This window comes from uncultured Methanobrevibacter sp. (genome assembly GCF_902771435.1).
Lineage (GTDB): Archaea > Methanobacteriota > Methanobacteria > Methanobacteriales > Methanobacteriaceae > Methanocatella.
This window is the reverse complement of sequence record NZ_CACXXB010000027.1, coordinates 1-16,054: the sequence shown is the minus strand read 5'-3', so window position 1 is coordinate 16,054 and position 16,054 is coordinate 1. Positions and strand designations below refer to the sequence as shown.

The following is a 16,054-nucleotide window of genomic DNA, read 5'->3' as shown; positions in this document are numbered from 1 at the left end:
CCAACTCTTTATTAAATTTAACTATTTTTAAATGGAATTAAAAATTTAAAACTAAAATCATCTAAAAATTTTAAATCAACAAAGTTTTTGAAAGAGTCATTTTTTCCTATACAAAAGATTATATATTTATAATTTAAATAAATTATATTATTATTTTATATTTATCGAATGATAGAAATGAATTATATTATTTTGGAGGTTTATCATGACTTGGGAAGATGCACCATCTCATATTTGTAGGGGTGGAGACATAAGGGGACTCGCTTTTTGTTGTCCTCCAGTAAAACCATGCCCAGTATTAAATGCTTTACAGCAGGTTAATTTGACTCCACAGGAATTTGTGGATATTAAAATTCAATTTGGAAAAGAAACTAGGTTAGGTGAAGGGGCCGGAACTTGCTTTGGTTCACTTGTTTGGTGTTGCAAACCATCAAAACCATGTCCATTAAGGGATATGACTTTAAGAAATATGGGCATGAGTCATGAGGAATATTTGGACCTGAAAAAAGAATTGTCTGAAAGATTGGTCGGTGTTCAAAAACCTAATCCAGATGAAAGAGCCGAAGCATTGGCTGAAACATTCCATGTATCAAAACTCGAAGCCATGAATGTTTTAACTGACTGTAATAATGATTTAAGAGCTGCTGTAAAAGTGCTACATGCAAGATCTCTTGAAAATTCTGATTAAAATGGATTGGACTTCACTTTATTTTAAAACTTCCGATTTAAATGTCTTTATATTGGGCACAGGTGAAGTAGCAACCAGAAGAGCAAATAAATTTTTAGACCATGGGGCCAATGTAAAATTGGCCGGAACTAATTTATCTAAAGAGTTGGAAGATAAGGGGGCTGTTTTGTGTTCCACTCGCCAAATTGATGAATTGGTTCAATGGAGCGATTTAGTCGTTGTTGCAAGTGGTGATGAGGATTTGTCCAATCATGTTTCAAAAATTGCAAATGACAAGTTGCTGAATCGCGCTGATTTTCCAGATAAGGGAAATATTATTGTTCCTACAAGCTTCAATATTGGGGAAATTGAAATATCTATTTTTACAAATGGAAAAAGTCCGTTAATGGCTCGTCAACTGAGGAAAAAAATCCAGTCAATCATTTCTGAAGAGGATATTTTAGAAATTGAACTTCAGGATTATGCACGTTCCAGTTTAAAGAAATCAGTTAAAGATCAAAAGGATAGGAAAAAGTGCCTTTATGAGATTTTTGAAGATGAAAAAATTAAGGATTTAATTAAAAACAACCAGATTGACGAAGCGAAAGATTATATTGATAATTTGATAAGGGGATTAGAGTGATACTTAATTTAAGAGTCGACCACAAAATTGCTGACATACAGTCAATGGAAAACATTTCAAAAGACATTGATGAATTATTTTGGAGATTACAGGAAAAATATTCAATCGGGGAATATGTTGAAATTTCCACATGTAACAGAAAAGAGTATTATATTCATAATGATTATATTTTGGAGGATGATGAACTGCTGTCTCATGAAAATCAGAGCATTGTGATTGAACATGGTCAGTCAGCCGTTATGCACTTGTTGCGTATGACTTCTGGTCTCGAGTCAATGATTGTTGGCGAAGACCAGATTTTGGGTCAGGTTAAGGATGCAAAACACAAGGCTTCAAAAAATCATCACTGCGGCCGTGTTCTTGATGCCGTTTTTACAAAGGCGGTTCATGTTGGTCAGGTTGTAAGAAATAAGACTAACATTAACAAAGGATCTGTTTCTATCGGTTCGGCTGCAATCGACCTTGCAGAAAAGCACATGGGAAGTTTGGATGACAAATCTGTTCTTGTTATTGGTGCCGGAAAGATGGGTCGTTTGGTTGCAAAGGCGCTTGCCGAGAAGGATTTAAATGCTATTTTTGTTGCAAACCGTACGTATTACGTTGCTGTTGAACTAGCTAAAGATTTGGGCGGTGAAGCAATTCTCTTCAATGACCTTGAAAGGTATTTGGCAGAGGCTGATTTGGTAATCAGTGCAACCAGTGCTCCTCACAGCATAATTAACAAGGAACGTTTATTGGGCATTGACAGGACTTATGATGAGCTAATGATGGTTGATATTGCAAATCCTCGTGACATTTCAGAAGATGTTGTCGATTTGGGTGTTAAATTATTCAATATTGATGATTTGAGGGAAATTGCTGACATCAATACCAAACTCAGAATTAAGGAATTTGGTGAAGCTGAAAATATCATCGATGAAGAGTTCATTTTACTTAAAGAATCCTTTAAAATAATGGAAGTTGATGATGTTCTTGGTAGTTTAAGAGCATCTATGGAAGAGATAAGACAACGTGAAACTCAAAAAGCTGCTGTTAAGTTGGCTGATGTAGATGGCAGTGTAAAAATTTTAGATAATTTAACAAATTCCATTGTCAATAAGATATTTTTCGATATTTCTAAAAAAGTAAAAAAAGCGGCAAAAGAGGAAGATGTGGAAATAATCGAAGCTGCTGAGTATATTTTTAAATAAAATTAGAAGGATGTTTGTTATTCAAACATTCCTTTAACATCACTGTTTTTAATTTTGCTTGTTTCAATTGCATAATCAATATTTTTCATTGTGATTATGTCGCTGTCGTTAGCTATTGCATTGTGAAGAGCAGTTTTAAGGATTTTTTCTTTAATGTCTCTTCCGGATGACCCTTTTGTAAGCTTGACGATTCTATCCAAATCCAAATCATATTCCATAGGCATGGTTTTCAGATTGTTTTCTAAAATTGCCAACCTTTCTTCATCATCAGGCAATTTGAATTCAATTTCTTCTTCGAATCTGCTTCTTACAGCATAATCTAAACTGGTTGGATTGTTTGTAGCACCTATTGTTATCACAGCTTCATGTTCGGAAATTCCGTCCATTTCAGTTAAAAGTGAGTTTACAATTTCAGAAACGTCCCCTCTTAATGATTGAAATGATCTGTGAAGCGCAATTGCGTCAATTTCATCAATGAATATTATTGATGGTGAATTTTCGCTGGCTTTTTTAAACAGGTCATGAATTTTGGATGCACCATCTCCAACATGGTCTCCAATCAGTGAGGTTGCCTTGATTAGATGCAAAGGAACTTCAAGTTCGTTGGCAAGAGCTTTGACAAGCATGGTTTTACCGGTACCTGGAAGTCCGTAAAACAAAATATTTTTAGGAGCCCAAGGTCCGAAACTTTCGGGGTCTTCCAGATATTTTGTTATGACCTTGACTTTATTTTTTGCATTTGTTTGTCCTACAATATCATTGAGGTGATAATTTGATTTGATTAATGTATTGTCCTTTTTCGCATCAATCTCATCAGTAATTAGTTTAATTTTTGTTTTTTCAGTTATGATTGAGTTGTTCGGTTTTGCACTTATAATTTTAAAACCGTAATCTGGCATGATTTTCTGGTCAAATAAATGTGAATTTTCGCGTACAACTAAGCCTAACCATTGCTCACGGGCATATTCTTCAAATAGTTTATGGTTTTTAATTTCAAAATCATCTTCCATTAAACTGAATTCAAACGGATAACCGGCAGGGCATAACACTACACATTCAGCATACTCCTTATTTTCATTTTCAATTAATACCGGTTTTTGATTGTTTGTTTTAATTTCAGGCTTTTTATTGTCACTTTTCAAAAATTCACCTCCACTATTTTTTGTTATACACTAACATTTGTTTTAATTATTTAAATACTTGATGCGATATACTATTTCTAGAGGTACATTCATGAGTTTCAGAACCCGACGAGTATTGATAAGCATTCCATTTTATATGATTTTTCTGTTTTTCCTGCTGAAATATATCTTTTTATTGATTGGGGATGTTAATGAAGCATATCTAATTATATTGGCTATTTTAATTGGCTCATTTCATTTATTTCCAATGTTTTTTGAAGCCAAAAAATCAACAGTTTTTTGGAGGACGGTGTCAAAAATTGACGGCGTTTGCATGTGGGCATCGTTAATGTTTGTTATGGATTTGGCAATAATCTATTTTCTTCGCATGTTTATTCACATTCCGGATATTTTAATTTATCTTCTGCTGGCTCTTGTTCCAGTTTTAGGAGTTTATAATTTCTATAAGGCCCATAAGTTAACAGTCAATGAAAAAGTTCTTGAATTGGATAATCTGACTCGGGACATTAACATTGTCCATCTCTCTGATGTTCATTTTGGTTCTGTGCGTCACCGTGAAATTATTCATCAGATTTCATCCAAGCTTAAGGAACTTGAAGATGACTGTGACATTGCAATAATTTCCGGTGATTTGGCCGACGGTTCATCAATTGTTGAGGAAGATGATTTCATGGAATTTAAGGAAGTTGGGATGCCGATTGTTTTCACCCCCGGAAATCATGATTTCTATATGGGAATTGATAATGTAGTTGGGGCCTGCAAAAATGCGGGTGTGATTGTTCTGGATAATGACTGCTTGGAATTCAAGAATTTAAATATCTATGGTTTGACTTATAGCTTTGATGAAATCGAAACACCAACAGCAGATGAATTGAAATCCAAAATCAATCCTAATCTTGTAAATATTCTAGTTTATCATGTTCCGTATAATTGGGAGGAATTCAGCAGTTTGGGTTTTGATGTTCAGTTGTCAGGTCATACTCATGGAGGGCAATTTTATCCTGTTGTGAATTTTTCATGGATATTGTTTAAATATAATATGGGATTGTTTAAAAACGATTTGGGCAAATACCTGCATGTCACAACGGGTGTGGGGTCAATGGACACTCCAATGAGGTGGGGAACCGATTCTGAACTGGTGATTTTAAAATTAAGAAAAAAATGATTCACTCAAAAAGGATAGGGTTTATTAAATAAAATGTTTAAATAATACATTATGGTAATTGAAGATGATCACAATCATTTTTGTATTTATTGTGGGGCCAGGATAGATTTTGACCAGAATTTCTGTTCTGAATGTGGAAAACCAATTTACAGACAGAAGCCTAAAGTAACCAAAGTCCCATCAGAATACGAAAATAAAATCGCTGAATTAGAAGATGAATATAATATTAAGCAATCCAAAGCCCAGGAACTGGTTGAAAAACAATTCGATCCCAACCATATGGCTTACGAGAGATTCACCTCTTCAATTACAAAATCAAATAACTTATTTTCTACACAGGTCAGCATTGCAAAAAAGATGGCTGAAATGGATATCAATGAAAGTCCGTTCGTTGAAAAGGAACTTAACAATAAATTAGTGACCTTGCAGACATTCATTGATAAAATGGAAGATTTAATAAATGAACTGATTATTCACATGAGTTCAAATAGAGAGGATACTGAAGATATAAACGCTTTATTTGATGATATGGATGATCTGATTGATTCTGTAAAAGATTATTGATTAGATGTTTAAAGCATGTTTTCGTAGGTTTCCTTCATTATTAAAGCATCCAGATCTCTTTGCGGAGTTTCACAAATAATGTTTGCATTCCATCCGTTGTCGATTAGATTGGCTAGCAGATCCTTGATGTCGGGACCGTATTCATCGCTTTCATCCAGTGTGTGATGTTTCACTTCACCGCCATTGCCATATTCTATTGTTGTAAAGTGACAATGGAGCATGTCTATATCCAAATTATCTTCAATTGTTGAAAAAATACAATTGTAATCTTCTTTTTTTGTTAAAAATCCTCTTCCTCTTGCATGGACATGGGCAAAATCAATTGTAGGTTCAAAATGGTCAAATGAAGCGCATAGTTCCACCACTTCAGAAACATTACCTAATTGTGTTCTTTTACCTGTTGTTTCGGGAGCAAAGGTAAATTCCTCGATGCCTTCCGCTTCAAGTTCTTCAAATAATCTGTTAATCGTATTTTTTGATATTTCCATTGCCTTTTCAGGTTTTCTATTCAGGTAGGCTCCAGGGTGGAATACCAATCTGTAAGCTCCCATCCATTCCCCTGCGCGTGCGGTGGAAATTAAATGGCCAATGCTTTTTTCAAGTTTTTCATCTTCTTTTGCACATAAATTGATATAGTAAGGACCGTGCATGGATATTAAAATATCGTGCTTTTCAGATTCTTCCTTAAGTGTTGTTGCAGCTTTTTCACCAATTCTTACTCCATACGGGGATTGGTATTCATATGAGTTCAAACCTTCCTCCGAAATAAATTTTGGAGCTTTATATGCTGCACCTTTGTAATTAACGGGACTTCCTGCAGGTCCAAAAAGTACCTTGTTTTTCATTTAAATCAGTAAAAAAATAGTAAAAAGGGAATTTAGTATATTCCCATAGCTTTGTTGGTTTTTGCAATTGATTTTTCGTTGTCACTTTCCATTTCTAAAAGTGCACGAATTGCATCGATGTTTTCTGGAATTACGTCAGATTCCTGATGCACTGCCTGCATGTAGAACAGTTCATTGTCTACAACATTAATGGATTCTCTCCAGACCGGAATTTCGTATAAGTCATTTCTACTTCTTCCAAGTTCTTTGGCATATTCCATTAACTCAGCAGTGGAGCCTAATCCTTCTTCTGCAGAAACAACAAGGACTCTGGAACGTTTTTCTAAAGCTTCAACAATGTCTGCAGTTTCAACATCATTGTTGATTTCAACCATAATGTTGTGTTGGTGCATCAATGTGGTTGGCACGAGCAATGCCATTGTAGTAACGTCAATGCCTTTCATTACGGTTTTTACATCAGGACCGTGGTGAGATGGCACTTTTGGAGGGTTCGGTACAATTGCATTAATTGGACCTTTTTTAATTTCAGATGGGTCTGATCCTCTTCTGACCATTACTGCCCTTACCTTTTTAATGTCTGCAATAGCATCAATTGTAAATAATGTACGGGTTAATCCTGTAGTGTTACATGAAACGACTCTGGTATAATCTGCACCAAAGGAGTCATTGTAATTTGAAATAGCATTAAATGAAAGGCCTGTTAGGTCGTGGTCTTCTCCACCTTGATAAATTGCTTTCACGCCAGCTTTTTTATACATTTCAAGGTTTTGAGGTCCGATACTTCCCGGTGTACAGTCAACTACAACATCTGCTTCCTGAATCATGTCTTCAACAGTACCTGCTATTTCAATTCCAGCATCTTTAAATAATTGTTCCCTTTCTGGAATTCCAATGTATAACGGATAGCCTTTTTCTTCAACTGCAGTTCTTGCTTCGTAGTTTGGTCTAGTTTTACTTACACCAACTACTTTCATGTCATCTTGAGCAGCTACTGCATCAGCCACTCTTTTACCGATGGTTCCATAACCATTAATAGCAACAGTTTTCATTTCAATCCCTTTTTTGTTTATATAATTAAAATTATATGGTATTGAATTTGTTTTTTAACTTATTTAAAATTTGATATAATTTTTTGATTATTTCCATTTCAAAAGATGAACAGGATTTGTTTGATGTTGATGATTTGATGATGTCGGTTTTACATTAACGTTGGGGGTTTCAGGTTTTTGAGGGTGTTTTTTGGTAGGTATGTGTGGTATTCTTAAAATAATTGAAATTGTAAAAAAATAATAAAAAAAAGTAATGTAGATAATTTAGAATGCTACTGGAGCAATTCCATTATCTGCATTGAATTGTGTTAATTTGGACATTAAATCGGTGTTGTTAATGTTGCTCATGTCTTTGGCCCAGAATATGACTGTGTATTGTTGGCCGCCGAATTCTACGACTTCTATGACTCCGTGTTGTGCGTCATCGTAGTCTGTGAATGTTGCGGTGTTGTCTGCATTTTTGGTAATTTGCATGTCGTCTTGAATTCCGTTGTATACAGTGCCGCTGGTTTGGACCACGTAATCGTCGTCATATTCGTAGTAGCCGTCGTCGTCATATTCTTGGTAATATACGGCTTCAGTGTTTTTGTAAATTGAGACTCTTGAATCTCCGTTGTTGTTCACATATGCTGAGCTGTAGTCAGATTCATATGAGTTGTTATATCCGTTTACTTTAAATTCATTCATGTTCACAGCACATGCACTGCCAATCAGTAGTGCTGTTACAATCATTGCAAAGAATATTTTTTTAATGTTCATTGTTGTCACCTCATATATTTTTAAATTTTTATTTTTTAACCATAGAAGCGAATTTGTTTTTTCCAAATCGCTTCTGAAAGACAATTAATTGTATGAAAAGCCAAGTATATAAAGTTTTTCGAATGTAAATGCTCACTTGCATCGTTTTAGACTAATTAAAGTAATTAAAATTAGTTATTTTGAAAAATAAACTCAAAGGAGATATATTCAACATGGTTGTTTGCAGCAGGCATCTTATGAAAATGCTTGATGTTGCTGTCTATCAAATCAAAAGCATCACATTTCCATTCCATTCCCAGGGTCCTGTTTAACATTAACGGCAACGTTAATACAATCGGAGCCAATTTCAAACTTAGGATATATATCAAAGAATTTTAGACTGCATATTTTGATTTTCGAATGTTAATCGTTAATGTTATTTTTAATGGCATGTAAAAAGAATATCATGAATTACAAAGTTGAAGGAAATGGCGAGCCGTTGCTTTTCATTCATGGTCTTTCTGATAGCTTATTGTATTGGGAATTGTTAGCCAGTAATCTTAAGGATAATTATCAAATTATTAGGGTTGATTTGAGGGGGCATGGTGAATCTGAATTGGGAAGCGATGAAATAAGTGTTGATTTGTATGTAGATGATTTGATTGGTCTTTTAAATGAGTTAAATGTTGACAAGGTTAATCTTATAGGATTTTCCTTAGGTGGAGCAATAGCACTTGATTTTGCAATCAGGCATCCTGAAATGGTATGTTCCCTTGTGGTGATGTCAAGTTTTGCCAAGGCTGATGACTATTTAACACAAATCCTTAATCAATTTAAAAGCAGATTAAATAATGGCTTTAAGGATTTTTATGACTTTATTTTGCCAAAAGTACTGTGCCCAGATGTTATTGAAGAAAATAGGGAAGAACTTGAATTTTTAAGGGAAATATCATCTAAAAATGCCAATGTTGAAGCTTTCATTAAGGCGGTTGACGCCGGTTTGGCATTTGATGTGGAGGATAAATTATCTCAAATCACCGTCCCTACATTAATTTTGTCAGGTAAATATGATGAAATAATTCCGCCGTATATTCAAAAAGGTATGCAAGAAAAAATTAAAGGCTCAAAAATGATAATTTTTGATAATGCACGGCATAATCTGCTTGTTGGAAAAAATAATGAGGAAATATTAAATATATTGAAAAATTTCTATAAAAAAAGAAAAGATGAGTAGGATTCTATTCTACTTTGAATCCTGCTTCTTCAACGGCTTCGTTAATGTCTGCATCACTTACGTCACCAGACATTGTGATTGTGGTTATTCCAGTATCTAAATCTGCTTTAGCTTCTTCGATACCGTCAACATCTGATAGGCATAATTCAACAGCTTTAACACATGATGGGCAGTGCATGCCCACTACTTTAATTTCTTTTTCTGCCATAATAAATCACCTTATTATCGATAGTTAATATTATGTCATCTGTTTATTTATAGTTTTAGTTATGCCTAACTTTTCGGATTGTCTGCAGTCTTTTTTGGAATTTTTAAAGTTGGCTAGGGTTGATGCATATATTATTACAATAACTGACCCGATATTGTGAATCAATGCCCCTTCAATCGGATTTATGATTCCTAGAATAGCTAACGCCATTGCTATGATGTTCAATGTTAATGCAAAAGCGATGCTGACATTAATGACTCGTATTGTCTTTCTGGCTATGCTAATTAAATGAGGTAAATCTTCTATATTGCCATTAATTAAAGCGATATTTGCCGCTTCAACACTAACATCACTGCCAATATCTCCCATAGCGATTCCAACATTGGCTTTTCTAAGTGAAGGAGCATCGTTTATTCCATCACCAATCATCGCAACTTTATGCCCAAGTGTCTGTTCATTTTTGATGTATTCAGTTTTATCTTCAGGCAAACAGTTGGATTTAACATTTCTGATTTTCGCCTGCTCTGCAATGAATTTTGCTGTTTTTTCATTATCTCCTGTAAGTAATGTTGTTTTAATTCTTAGACGTTTCAGATTGGATACGGTTTCTTTGGAGGTTTCACGTATTGTATCTGCAAGATGTACCTGTCCGATAACCTTACGATCTTTAACTACATATATTGCAATTTCACCGTTTTGAGGTTCTTTACTGTTTTTTAGAGTTATGTTTTCTTCTTCTAGGAGTTTTTTAGTGCCTGCAATTATTTTTGAATCGCCGATTTTTCCGCTAACTCCATTTCCGATATGCATTTTAAATCCATCAACATCTGCCAAATCGTTACTGTTGTAATATTTCACGATTGCCTTTGCCAAAGGATGTTCTGATTTTGATTCAAGGGACGCAAGAAGATACATCATCTCCTTCGGGTCATCTGAAATGACATCGACAACTTTTGGTGTTCCGTATGTTAATGTTCCGGTTTTATCGAATACCATTTCACTTATTCTACCCATTTCCTCAAGGGATTCTCCATCTTTTACCAAAATTCCGCTTCGGGTCAAATTTCCAATTGATGCCATAATTGCAGTTGGTGTTGCCAGAACTAATGCGCATGGGCAGAACACTACTAGAATTGTAACTGATCGAGTAATTTCAAAGGTAAATAAATAGGTCAATACTGCTGCTGTAAAAGCGATTACAACAATTAGTGTTGCCCATGCATCTGCAGTTCTAACTATTTTTGAATTTTCAGGTTTTGAGGATTCCACCAATTTTATTAGCTTTTGAAGAGAACTGTCTTGGCTGATTTTTGTTGTTCTCATCATAAATGATCCATAAAGATTGATTGTTCCGCTGTATACCTCCTCATTGACGGTTTTGTCAACTGGCAGAGATTCTCCGGTAATGGCAGATTGATCTATTGAAGTTTCACCATTAATGATTATTCCATCTGTAGGTATGCTTTCTCCAGGAAGCACTTTCAGGATATCTCCGACTTGTACATTTTCGACAGATATTTTTTCTTCAATATTATTTTTAATTCTTGTTGCAACCTGAGGGGTCATTTTTATAAGTTCTTCAATTCTTCCTTGGGTTTTTGACACGGTGTATTCTTCTAAAAATCCACCGATGGCAATTATTGTTGCAATTTCACCTGCTGCAAATACTTCGCCAATAATGACTGATGCAATTATGGCAATTGAGACAAGCAAATCTGCTTTTATGTCAAATTCTTTTATTAGTCCTTCTATACATTCCTTAAAGATTGGTATTCCGCACAACAGGACTGCAATCCATGAAATGTAATCAAGGGATAGGCTGAAACTTGCAATTAAACTTATTGCAGATATTATTATAAGCTGGATGTCTGTTATTTGGTTTCTTTTAAGATGCATTATATCAACCTCCAGTATAGGTATACCCCTTATGGTATATAAAGTTATTTTAAAAAAAATTAAATTCTAGAGTAATATTCCAGAATTGATGAAATGTCGCTTATTGCTTCATCGGCATCTTCTTCTTTAATAGCCTGTTTTACACAGTGTTCAAGATGTCCTTCAACGATAATATGTCCAACTTTATGTAATGCTGATTTTGATGCATTCACTTGCATTAATATCTGTTCACAGGGAATATCTTCATCAATCATACGGTCTATTGCATTTATCTGACCTATAATTTTTTTTAATCTTCTATGTAAATTTTCACTGTCCATACATTCTTTCACAATAACAACTCCTATACCTATGGGGGTATATATTAAAATTAGTATATAAATGTTTTGTTTAAGTTCAAAAAAAATAAAAAAAGAAGGAGGAAAAGTTCAAGTCTATGCTTGATTTTCCATTTCCTCAAATTTAGCTGGGAAATACTCATCTACTACGTATTCAAGCCCATATTTTGAGAAAGATTGCTGTTCTGCTTTTTTACCGATTTTAAGCATCTTTTTAATTTCAGTTTGCCAGAAATCAGTTTTATACCTTGGGTCTTTGGAAAGCTCTTTCAATCTCATGACGTCAACATCTTTGAGTTTATCAGTAGGTAAATCGTAATTGATAATGTCAGATGCTGTTACTCCAATGAATTTTGCATCTGGAGTTGCAAGTTTATCATTAACGTGAGCTAATTTTGCACTTCCGGAAATAATTACCTGTGCAATGTGGAATCCCCAAGGGTCTCCGTCGTTACAGATGTATACTGGCAAATCAAGTTCTGTGTTAACTCTTTTAAGGAATCTTCTTGTAGCACGTGCTGCCTGTCCTTTAAGTCCAACAATCAATGTATTGAATCTTTTGTGTGCATTTTCCTGCACTAACCTGTGGAACATTCCCATGGTTTCCACAGCCAGTACTTTATCCACGTTATGGTCTAAAAACTCAACCTGATCTATTGTTGGTGAGATTGTATAACCGGATTTTCCTACATTTGCAGCATTAAGTTCCACTTCATCTAAAAGTGTGATGTCTCCGTAAACTGATGCTCCGTCTTCTTCAGGCATTAATCCTAAATCTTCACGGGTAACTCCTAATTTAACTTCCAAATCTTCTCCAACAATGTTGGATTCCTGTTGTGTTTTAAAACTTATTCCCCAACCTTCGGAAACATAATACATTTCCCTGATGGTAGCGGTTTTTTCTCTTGCAACTAAATCTTTACAGAAGTTACCGACATAAACCATTTGACCTAATTTTCTGATTTGTTTAACATTACCTAAGGATCTTCTACCGTATCTGTCACCTAATACATAGTATCTTTTAGCGTCATCGTAAACAATGTTTCCAGTACCTCTTGATGGAATTTTAAGACTAGGAACTTTATTTTGTTCAATATCTTCGATAATTTCCTGACCTAATCCTTTAAGTTTATTATAGGTGTATTCTTTCATTTCTTCCTTATGGGTTTTTCCACTTTTTGGTTTGTCCGCCATCTAAATCACCTAATCCTCAAAACCGTCTTCTACATCATCGTCAAAGAAGTTATCTAATGTTGAATCGCTGTCTTCAACGGTGCGTCCAAATTCATCAACTTCTTCCATGATGAGTGCATCGTATTCTTCTTCCTCTTCTTCTTCCACTTTCTCACCAAGCAGCTCCGCAAGAGCTCTTTTGGTTACTTTCACTAAAATGTCCTGATATTCAGGAACTCCTGTTTCACCAAGTTTTGCAGCTTCTTCGATAATTACTGGCACATATTCTTCAAATACTTTTGAACGTTTTTCTTTTTCTTTAGCTGCCCTTTTAGCCCTAAGGTGTTTTTGCAATTTACGGGCTAATTTCATGGTTGATTGTCTTATTTCGTGAACAATTTCAGGTTCAGGTGAAACACTTTGTTTACCTGTTGAAAGGTAAGGCACCTGTGTTGAGATGATGTTTACAAATAAAGTTAATGGAGTGTTGTCCATGTCCCTGAGGCCGTAACGTTTCCAGTCAATACTTTTAAGCGCTTCTGTTATTGCACAGCTTCCTGCATCAAATGTCAATGGAACTCTGTTAGCAAATCTCATGATTTCTGATTTTCTTTGCTCTTTTACAACTCTTCCTGCATCTCCACCGTAAGCAAGTCCTGCTTCAATAATGAATGAAACACCACCCGCATATGTGACAGGCTTTCTTGTAATTGTAGCTACAAATTCAGGTTTAAGGATTTGTTTCATACCTTTTTCAATCTGTTCAGAACCGATAGGTATGAGTCCGTCTGTTGGAGGAGCCATGAATTTCATTTTCTTAAAGCACTGTACAATCGCTTCTGCTTCCTGGAAAGTCATGTCTTTTGGACGTTTGTTCATGTCAATTCCGGTAAGCTGGGCAATTTCATCCACCCTTTTGTTGGACATCCTTGACATTGATGAAGTCATCATACTTTTATATCTTCTACTGTCTGTATTTTTAGCCATGGTCATTAAGTCATCAGCACTTACACCTTTAGGGTGAGGCAATACTTCTTTTGGCTGGACAGGAACGACATCTGCAGCTCTTTTAAAGATGTATTTGTGTCCTGTAGGGTCTCTGAATGTAATTTTTGCATGTGGGTTTCCAATCATGGTTCTTCTGATGTATTCAAATGCACCCTGTTCGGCAAGGGAATATGAAACATCTTTAAATTGCAATTCAATACAAACACCGGTCTGTTCGGCAGGATAATCCTCTCTTTCCATTAAAATTCCACGGTTGTTTTCTACATCCATTTGGAATTTCATTTTGACTCCCTTAATTTCATCGCCTTCTTTATAGCATGAAATTACACGGGCTGGTTTACCGGTGGTCATTTGTGATAAAAGCACACATCCACTACAACCTAAACCCTGTTGTCCTCTGGATTGGATGTTTCTGAATTTTGATCCTGCAAACATCATACAGTATACTTGCATTACATAATCTTCAGGAATACCTGGCCCATTATCCTTATGTCTTAAGATATAATGTTCTTTATCGACACGTTTTAATTCAATATCAATATCAGGTAAGATTCCAGCTTCTTCACATGCATCAAAACTGTTTGTAATCAGTTCGTGAAAAACAATAGTTAAAGAACGAATTTTACCTGTAAATCCAAGCATTTGCTTGTTCTTTCTAAAGAACTGTGACGGGGTTAATCTTTGAAAATCCTCTTCCCAGTCAAGTCCCATCTGTTGTTCGTCTTGTGCCAAAATTTTTCCTCCTTATAATAAGTATGTTTAATTTTATTATCATGACTATATTTAAATTAAATGAGAGAGCATTTGATGAGTAATATTTATACCCTACCCTAACTACCTTGTTTAAATATATGGTAAAATAATAATTAAAAAACATGTAGAAAATATAGTATTTACACTATGTTATCTATATATGTGGGTTAAAGTATATAAGGTTTTACTCTATTTGTCATAATTTTTATAGCTTTCTTTTATTAAAATTGATTTTAAGATGTAATATTTATTTGATTATGATTTTGGGATTGGAAATGCCATATTTTTCAATTTAAATAAAAAGTTGTCTGGCATTAAAAAATTGTTTTCAGAATGTAAAATTGTTCTTTTTTGAAACTGTGCAGTATAAATAATTTGAATAACATATTGATTATTCATGGTTTCGAAAAATAGTATTAACAATATTATACACAAACTTCACCTCGACAGTTTTATCAAATCCCATAAGGAATTGTTAAGAGATAATCGAGGAGGATTTTTGATTCCCTTTGAAGTAAAAATAACTGATAAGGAATTTGAAAGATATCGTCACCTCCCAATTAACTGGGATATTTCTCCAATAACTAAAGAGAATTTACCTAAAGAATTTTCTCAAAAAGCAATTAAAACTGCAGATATGTTTCGAAGGAAAACTTACGATTTAGAATGTGAATGTCTAATCTATTTTGATATTCATACCGGTAATATTGTTTCCTGTAATTTTTCAGATTATGAACCGGATGAAGTAAGTGCAGTAATTTATTCGGATTGTTTGAAAGGAATGCATATTGCATCTATACATAATCATCCTCATGAATATTATTCTCCTCCTTCTGGTAAAAATTTTGAAATGTTGGGCAATGAATTTGAAGAATATGAGATAATATCTACAAAAAATGAGCTATGGATTTTAGAATCAAAAGAAATAATTTTTGACAAGGATGTCATTGAAAATATTCGTAAAAATGCGGATAAATCCTTTGAATCTTATTTACGTGAAACTAATGTTGAATTAGAAAAAGGTTATCTTGTTATTGATAATGTAGATAGAGATTATGGGATTTTCTTGTTAAATTATTTAAATAATGAGTTTGAAAATATAAAATTGATGAGGGTAGATTTAAATGAATAATTCTGATTGTAGAAAGAATCCTGTTTACGTTTCCCGTGATGCGGGTTATAGTAAGGCTGAATCGATTTCTTCTGAAAATCGTAGGAAAGCTAGAGAAATGATTAATCAGCCTGATGTTGTAACTCGTATTGACATATTGAATAAACTTTATTCAAAAATGGGGGTCATTGTCCATCCTGACCGGATGACAAATTGGTATGCATTTACAGATTGAACTACCTCGACTTTGTAGAAGTCGAGGATTCCTAGATTTGTTTTTTTGTGCCACTTGTTTATTTGGCGTTTTCTAGGCTATTCCCGTAGTCCCAC

17 protein-coding genes are annotated in these 16,054 nt (G+C 34.5%); 7 read left to right on the top strand and 10 right to left on the bottom strand.

Features of this window, described 5'->3' with window-relative positions; all coding sequences use genetic code 11:
* The first annotated feature begins 205 nt into the window (after positions 1 to 205).
* From QZU83_RS07935 to hemA, 3 genes are read left to right on the top strand one after another with little or no spacing between them, the layout of a single operon-like run.
* A complete protein-coding gene (locus tag QZU83_RS07935; protein WP_295611080.1) occupies positions 206 to 688 on the top strand; it encodes a methanogenesis marker 9 domain-containing protein in 483 nt (160 codons plus the stop codon).
* Position 689: 1 nt separating this feature from the next.
* The gene (locus tag QZU83_RS07930; protein WP_295611079.1) at positions 690 to 1,310 is read left to right on the top strand and encodes a bifunctional precorrin-2 dehydrogenase/sirohydrochlorin ferrochelatase; all 621 of its coding nucleotides are present in this window, start codon (positions 690 to 692) and stop codon (positions 1,308 to 1,310) included.
* Positions 1,307 to 2,500: a glutamyl-tRNA reductase gene (hemA, locus tag QZU83_RS07925; RefSeq protein ID WP_295611077.1), complete on the top strand. Its 1,194-nt coding sequence runs from the start codon at positions 1,307 to 1,309 to the stop codon at positions 2,498 to 2,500. Before QZU83_RS07930 ends, hemA begins: the two co-directional genes overlap by 4 nt.
* A 17-nt stretch (positions 2,501 to 2,517) precedes the next feature.
* Here hemA and QZU83_RS07920 read toward each other — a convergent pair whose 3' ends face one another.
* Positions 2,518 to 3,642 (bottom strand): AAA family ATPase, encoded by a 1,125-nt coding sequence (locus tag QZU83_RS07920; RefSeq protein ID WP_295611076.1) that lies wholly within the window; start codon positions 3,640 to 3,642, stop codon positions 2,518 to 2,520.
* 91 nt (positions 3,643 to 3,733) lie between these two features.
* Between QZU83_RS07920 and QZU83_RS07915 the strand changes: the two genes are divergently transcribed.
* Together QZU83_RS07915 and QZU83_RS07910 are read left to right on the top strand one after the other, a co-directional pair.
* Positions 3,734 to 4,807, top strand: a complete 1,074-nt coding sequence (locus QZU83_RS07915; protein WP_295611074.1) for a metallophosphoesterase — start codon at positions 3,734 to 3,736, stop codon at positions 4,805 to 4,807.
* A 51-nt stretch (positions 4,808 to 4,858) separates the two neighbouring features.
* Positions 4,859 to 5,371, top strand: a complete 513-nt coding sequence (locus QZU83_RS07910) for a DUF2116 family Zn-ribbon domain-containing protein (RefSeq protein ID WP_295611073.1) — start codon at positions 4,859 to 4,861, stop codon at positions 5,369 to 5,371.
* Between the two features lie 8 nt (positions 5,372 to 5,379).
* On the opposite strand, the gene QZU83_RS07905 is transcribed toward QZU83_RS07910, so the two are convergent.
* The 4 genes from QZU83_RS07905 to QZU83_RS07890 form a co-directional block, all read right to left on the bottom strand.
* On the bottom strand, positions 5,380 to 6,216 hold the full coding sequence (locus QZU83_RS07905) for a TIM barrel protein (protein ID WP_295611071.1): 837 nt from the start codon (positions 6,214 to 6,216) through the stop codon (positions 5,380 to 5,382).
* Between the two features lie 32 nt (positions 6,217 to 6,248).
* Positions 6,249 to 7,265 (bottom strand): phosphorylating glyceraldehyde-3-phosphate dehydrogenase, encoded by a 1,017-nt coding sequence (locus tag QZU83_RS07900; protein WP_295611070.1) that lies wholly within the window; start codon positions 7,263 to 7,265, stop codon positions 6,249 to 6,251.
* 264 nt (positions 7,266 to 7,529) lie between these two features.
* Positions 7,530 to 8,024 carry a hypothetical protein gene (locus QZU83_RS07895; protein WP_295611068.1) on the bottom strand — a complete coding sequence of 165 codons (495 nt, stop codon included), beginning with the start codon at positions 8,022 to 8,024 and terminating at the stop codon, positions 7,530 to 7,532.
* A gap of 170 nt (positions 8,025 to 8,194) precedes the next feature.
* Positions 8,195 to 8,368 (bottom strand): hypothetical protein, encoded by a 174-nt coding sequence (locus tag QZU83_RS07890; protein WP_295611067.1) that lies wholly within the window; start codon positions 8,366 to 8,368, stop codon positions 8,195 to 8,197.
* A gap of 80 nt (positions 8,369 to 8,448) precedes the next feature.
* Here QZU83_RS07890 and QZU83_RS07885 point away from each other — a divergent pair, with 80 nt between their 5' ends.
* Positions 8,449 to 9,237 (top strand): alpha/beta fold hydrolase, encoded by a 789-nt coding sequence (locus tag QZU83_RS07885; protein WP_295611065.1) that lies wholly within the window; start codon positions 8,449 to 8,451, stop codon positions 9,235 to 9,237.
* A gap of 4 nt (positions 9,238 to 9,241) precedes the next feature.
* Here the strand turns inward: QZU83_RS07885 and QZU83_RS07880 are convergent, their stop codons facing one another.
* From QZU83_RS07880 to top6B, 5 genes are all read right to left on the bottom strand, one after another.
* Positions 9,242 to 9,445, bottom strand: a complete 204-nt coding sequence (locus tag QZU83_RS07880; RefSeq protein ID WP_295611063.1) for a heavy-metal-associated domain-containing protein — start codon at positions 9,443 to 9,445, stop codon at positions 9,242 to 9,244.
* Between the two features lie 30 nt (positions 9,446 to 9,475).
* A complete protein-coding gene (locus tag QZU83_RS07875; protein ID WP_295611062.1) occupies positions 9,476 to 11,341 on the bottom strand; it encodes a cation-translocating P-type ATPase in 1,866 nt (621 codons plus the stop codon).
* Positions 11,342 to 11,400: 59 nt separating this feature from the next.
* The gene (locus QZU83_RS07870) at positions 11,401 to 11,673 is read right to left on the bottom strand and encodes a metal-sensing transcriptional repressor (protein ID WP_295611060.1); all 273 of its coding nucleotides are present in this window, start codon (positions 11,671 to 11,673) and stop codon (positions 11,401 to 11,403) included.
* 102 nt (positions 11,674 to 11,775) lie between these two features.
* Complete coding sequence (locus tag QZU83_RS07865) at positions 11,776 to 12,873, bottom strand: DNA topoisomerase IV subunit A (protein WP_295611059.1); 1,098 nt, start codon at positions 12,871 to 12,873, stop codon at positions 11,776 to 11,778.
* A 9-nt stretch (positions 12,874 to 12,882) separates the two neighbouring features.
* Positions 12,883 to 14,571, bottom strand: coding sequence for a DNA topoisomerase VI subunit B (top6B, locus tag QZU83_RS07860; protein WP_295611082.1), 1,689 nt, complete (start codon positions 14,569 to 14,571; stop codon positions 12,883 to 12,885).
* Positions 14,572 to 15,112: 541 nt separating this feature from the next.
* Between top6B and QZU83_RS07855 the strand changes: the two genes are divergently transcribed.
* Positions 15,113 to 15,745 carry a hypothetical protein gene (locus tag QZU83_RS07855; protein ID WP_295611057.1) on the top strand — a complete coding sequence of 211 codons (633 nt, stop codon included), beginning with the start codon at positions 15,113 to 15,115 and terminating at the stop codon, positions 15,743 to 15,745.
* The last annotated feature ends 309 nt before the right edge of the window (positions 15,746 to 16,054 follow it).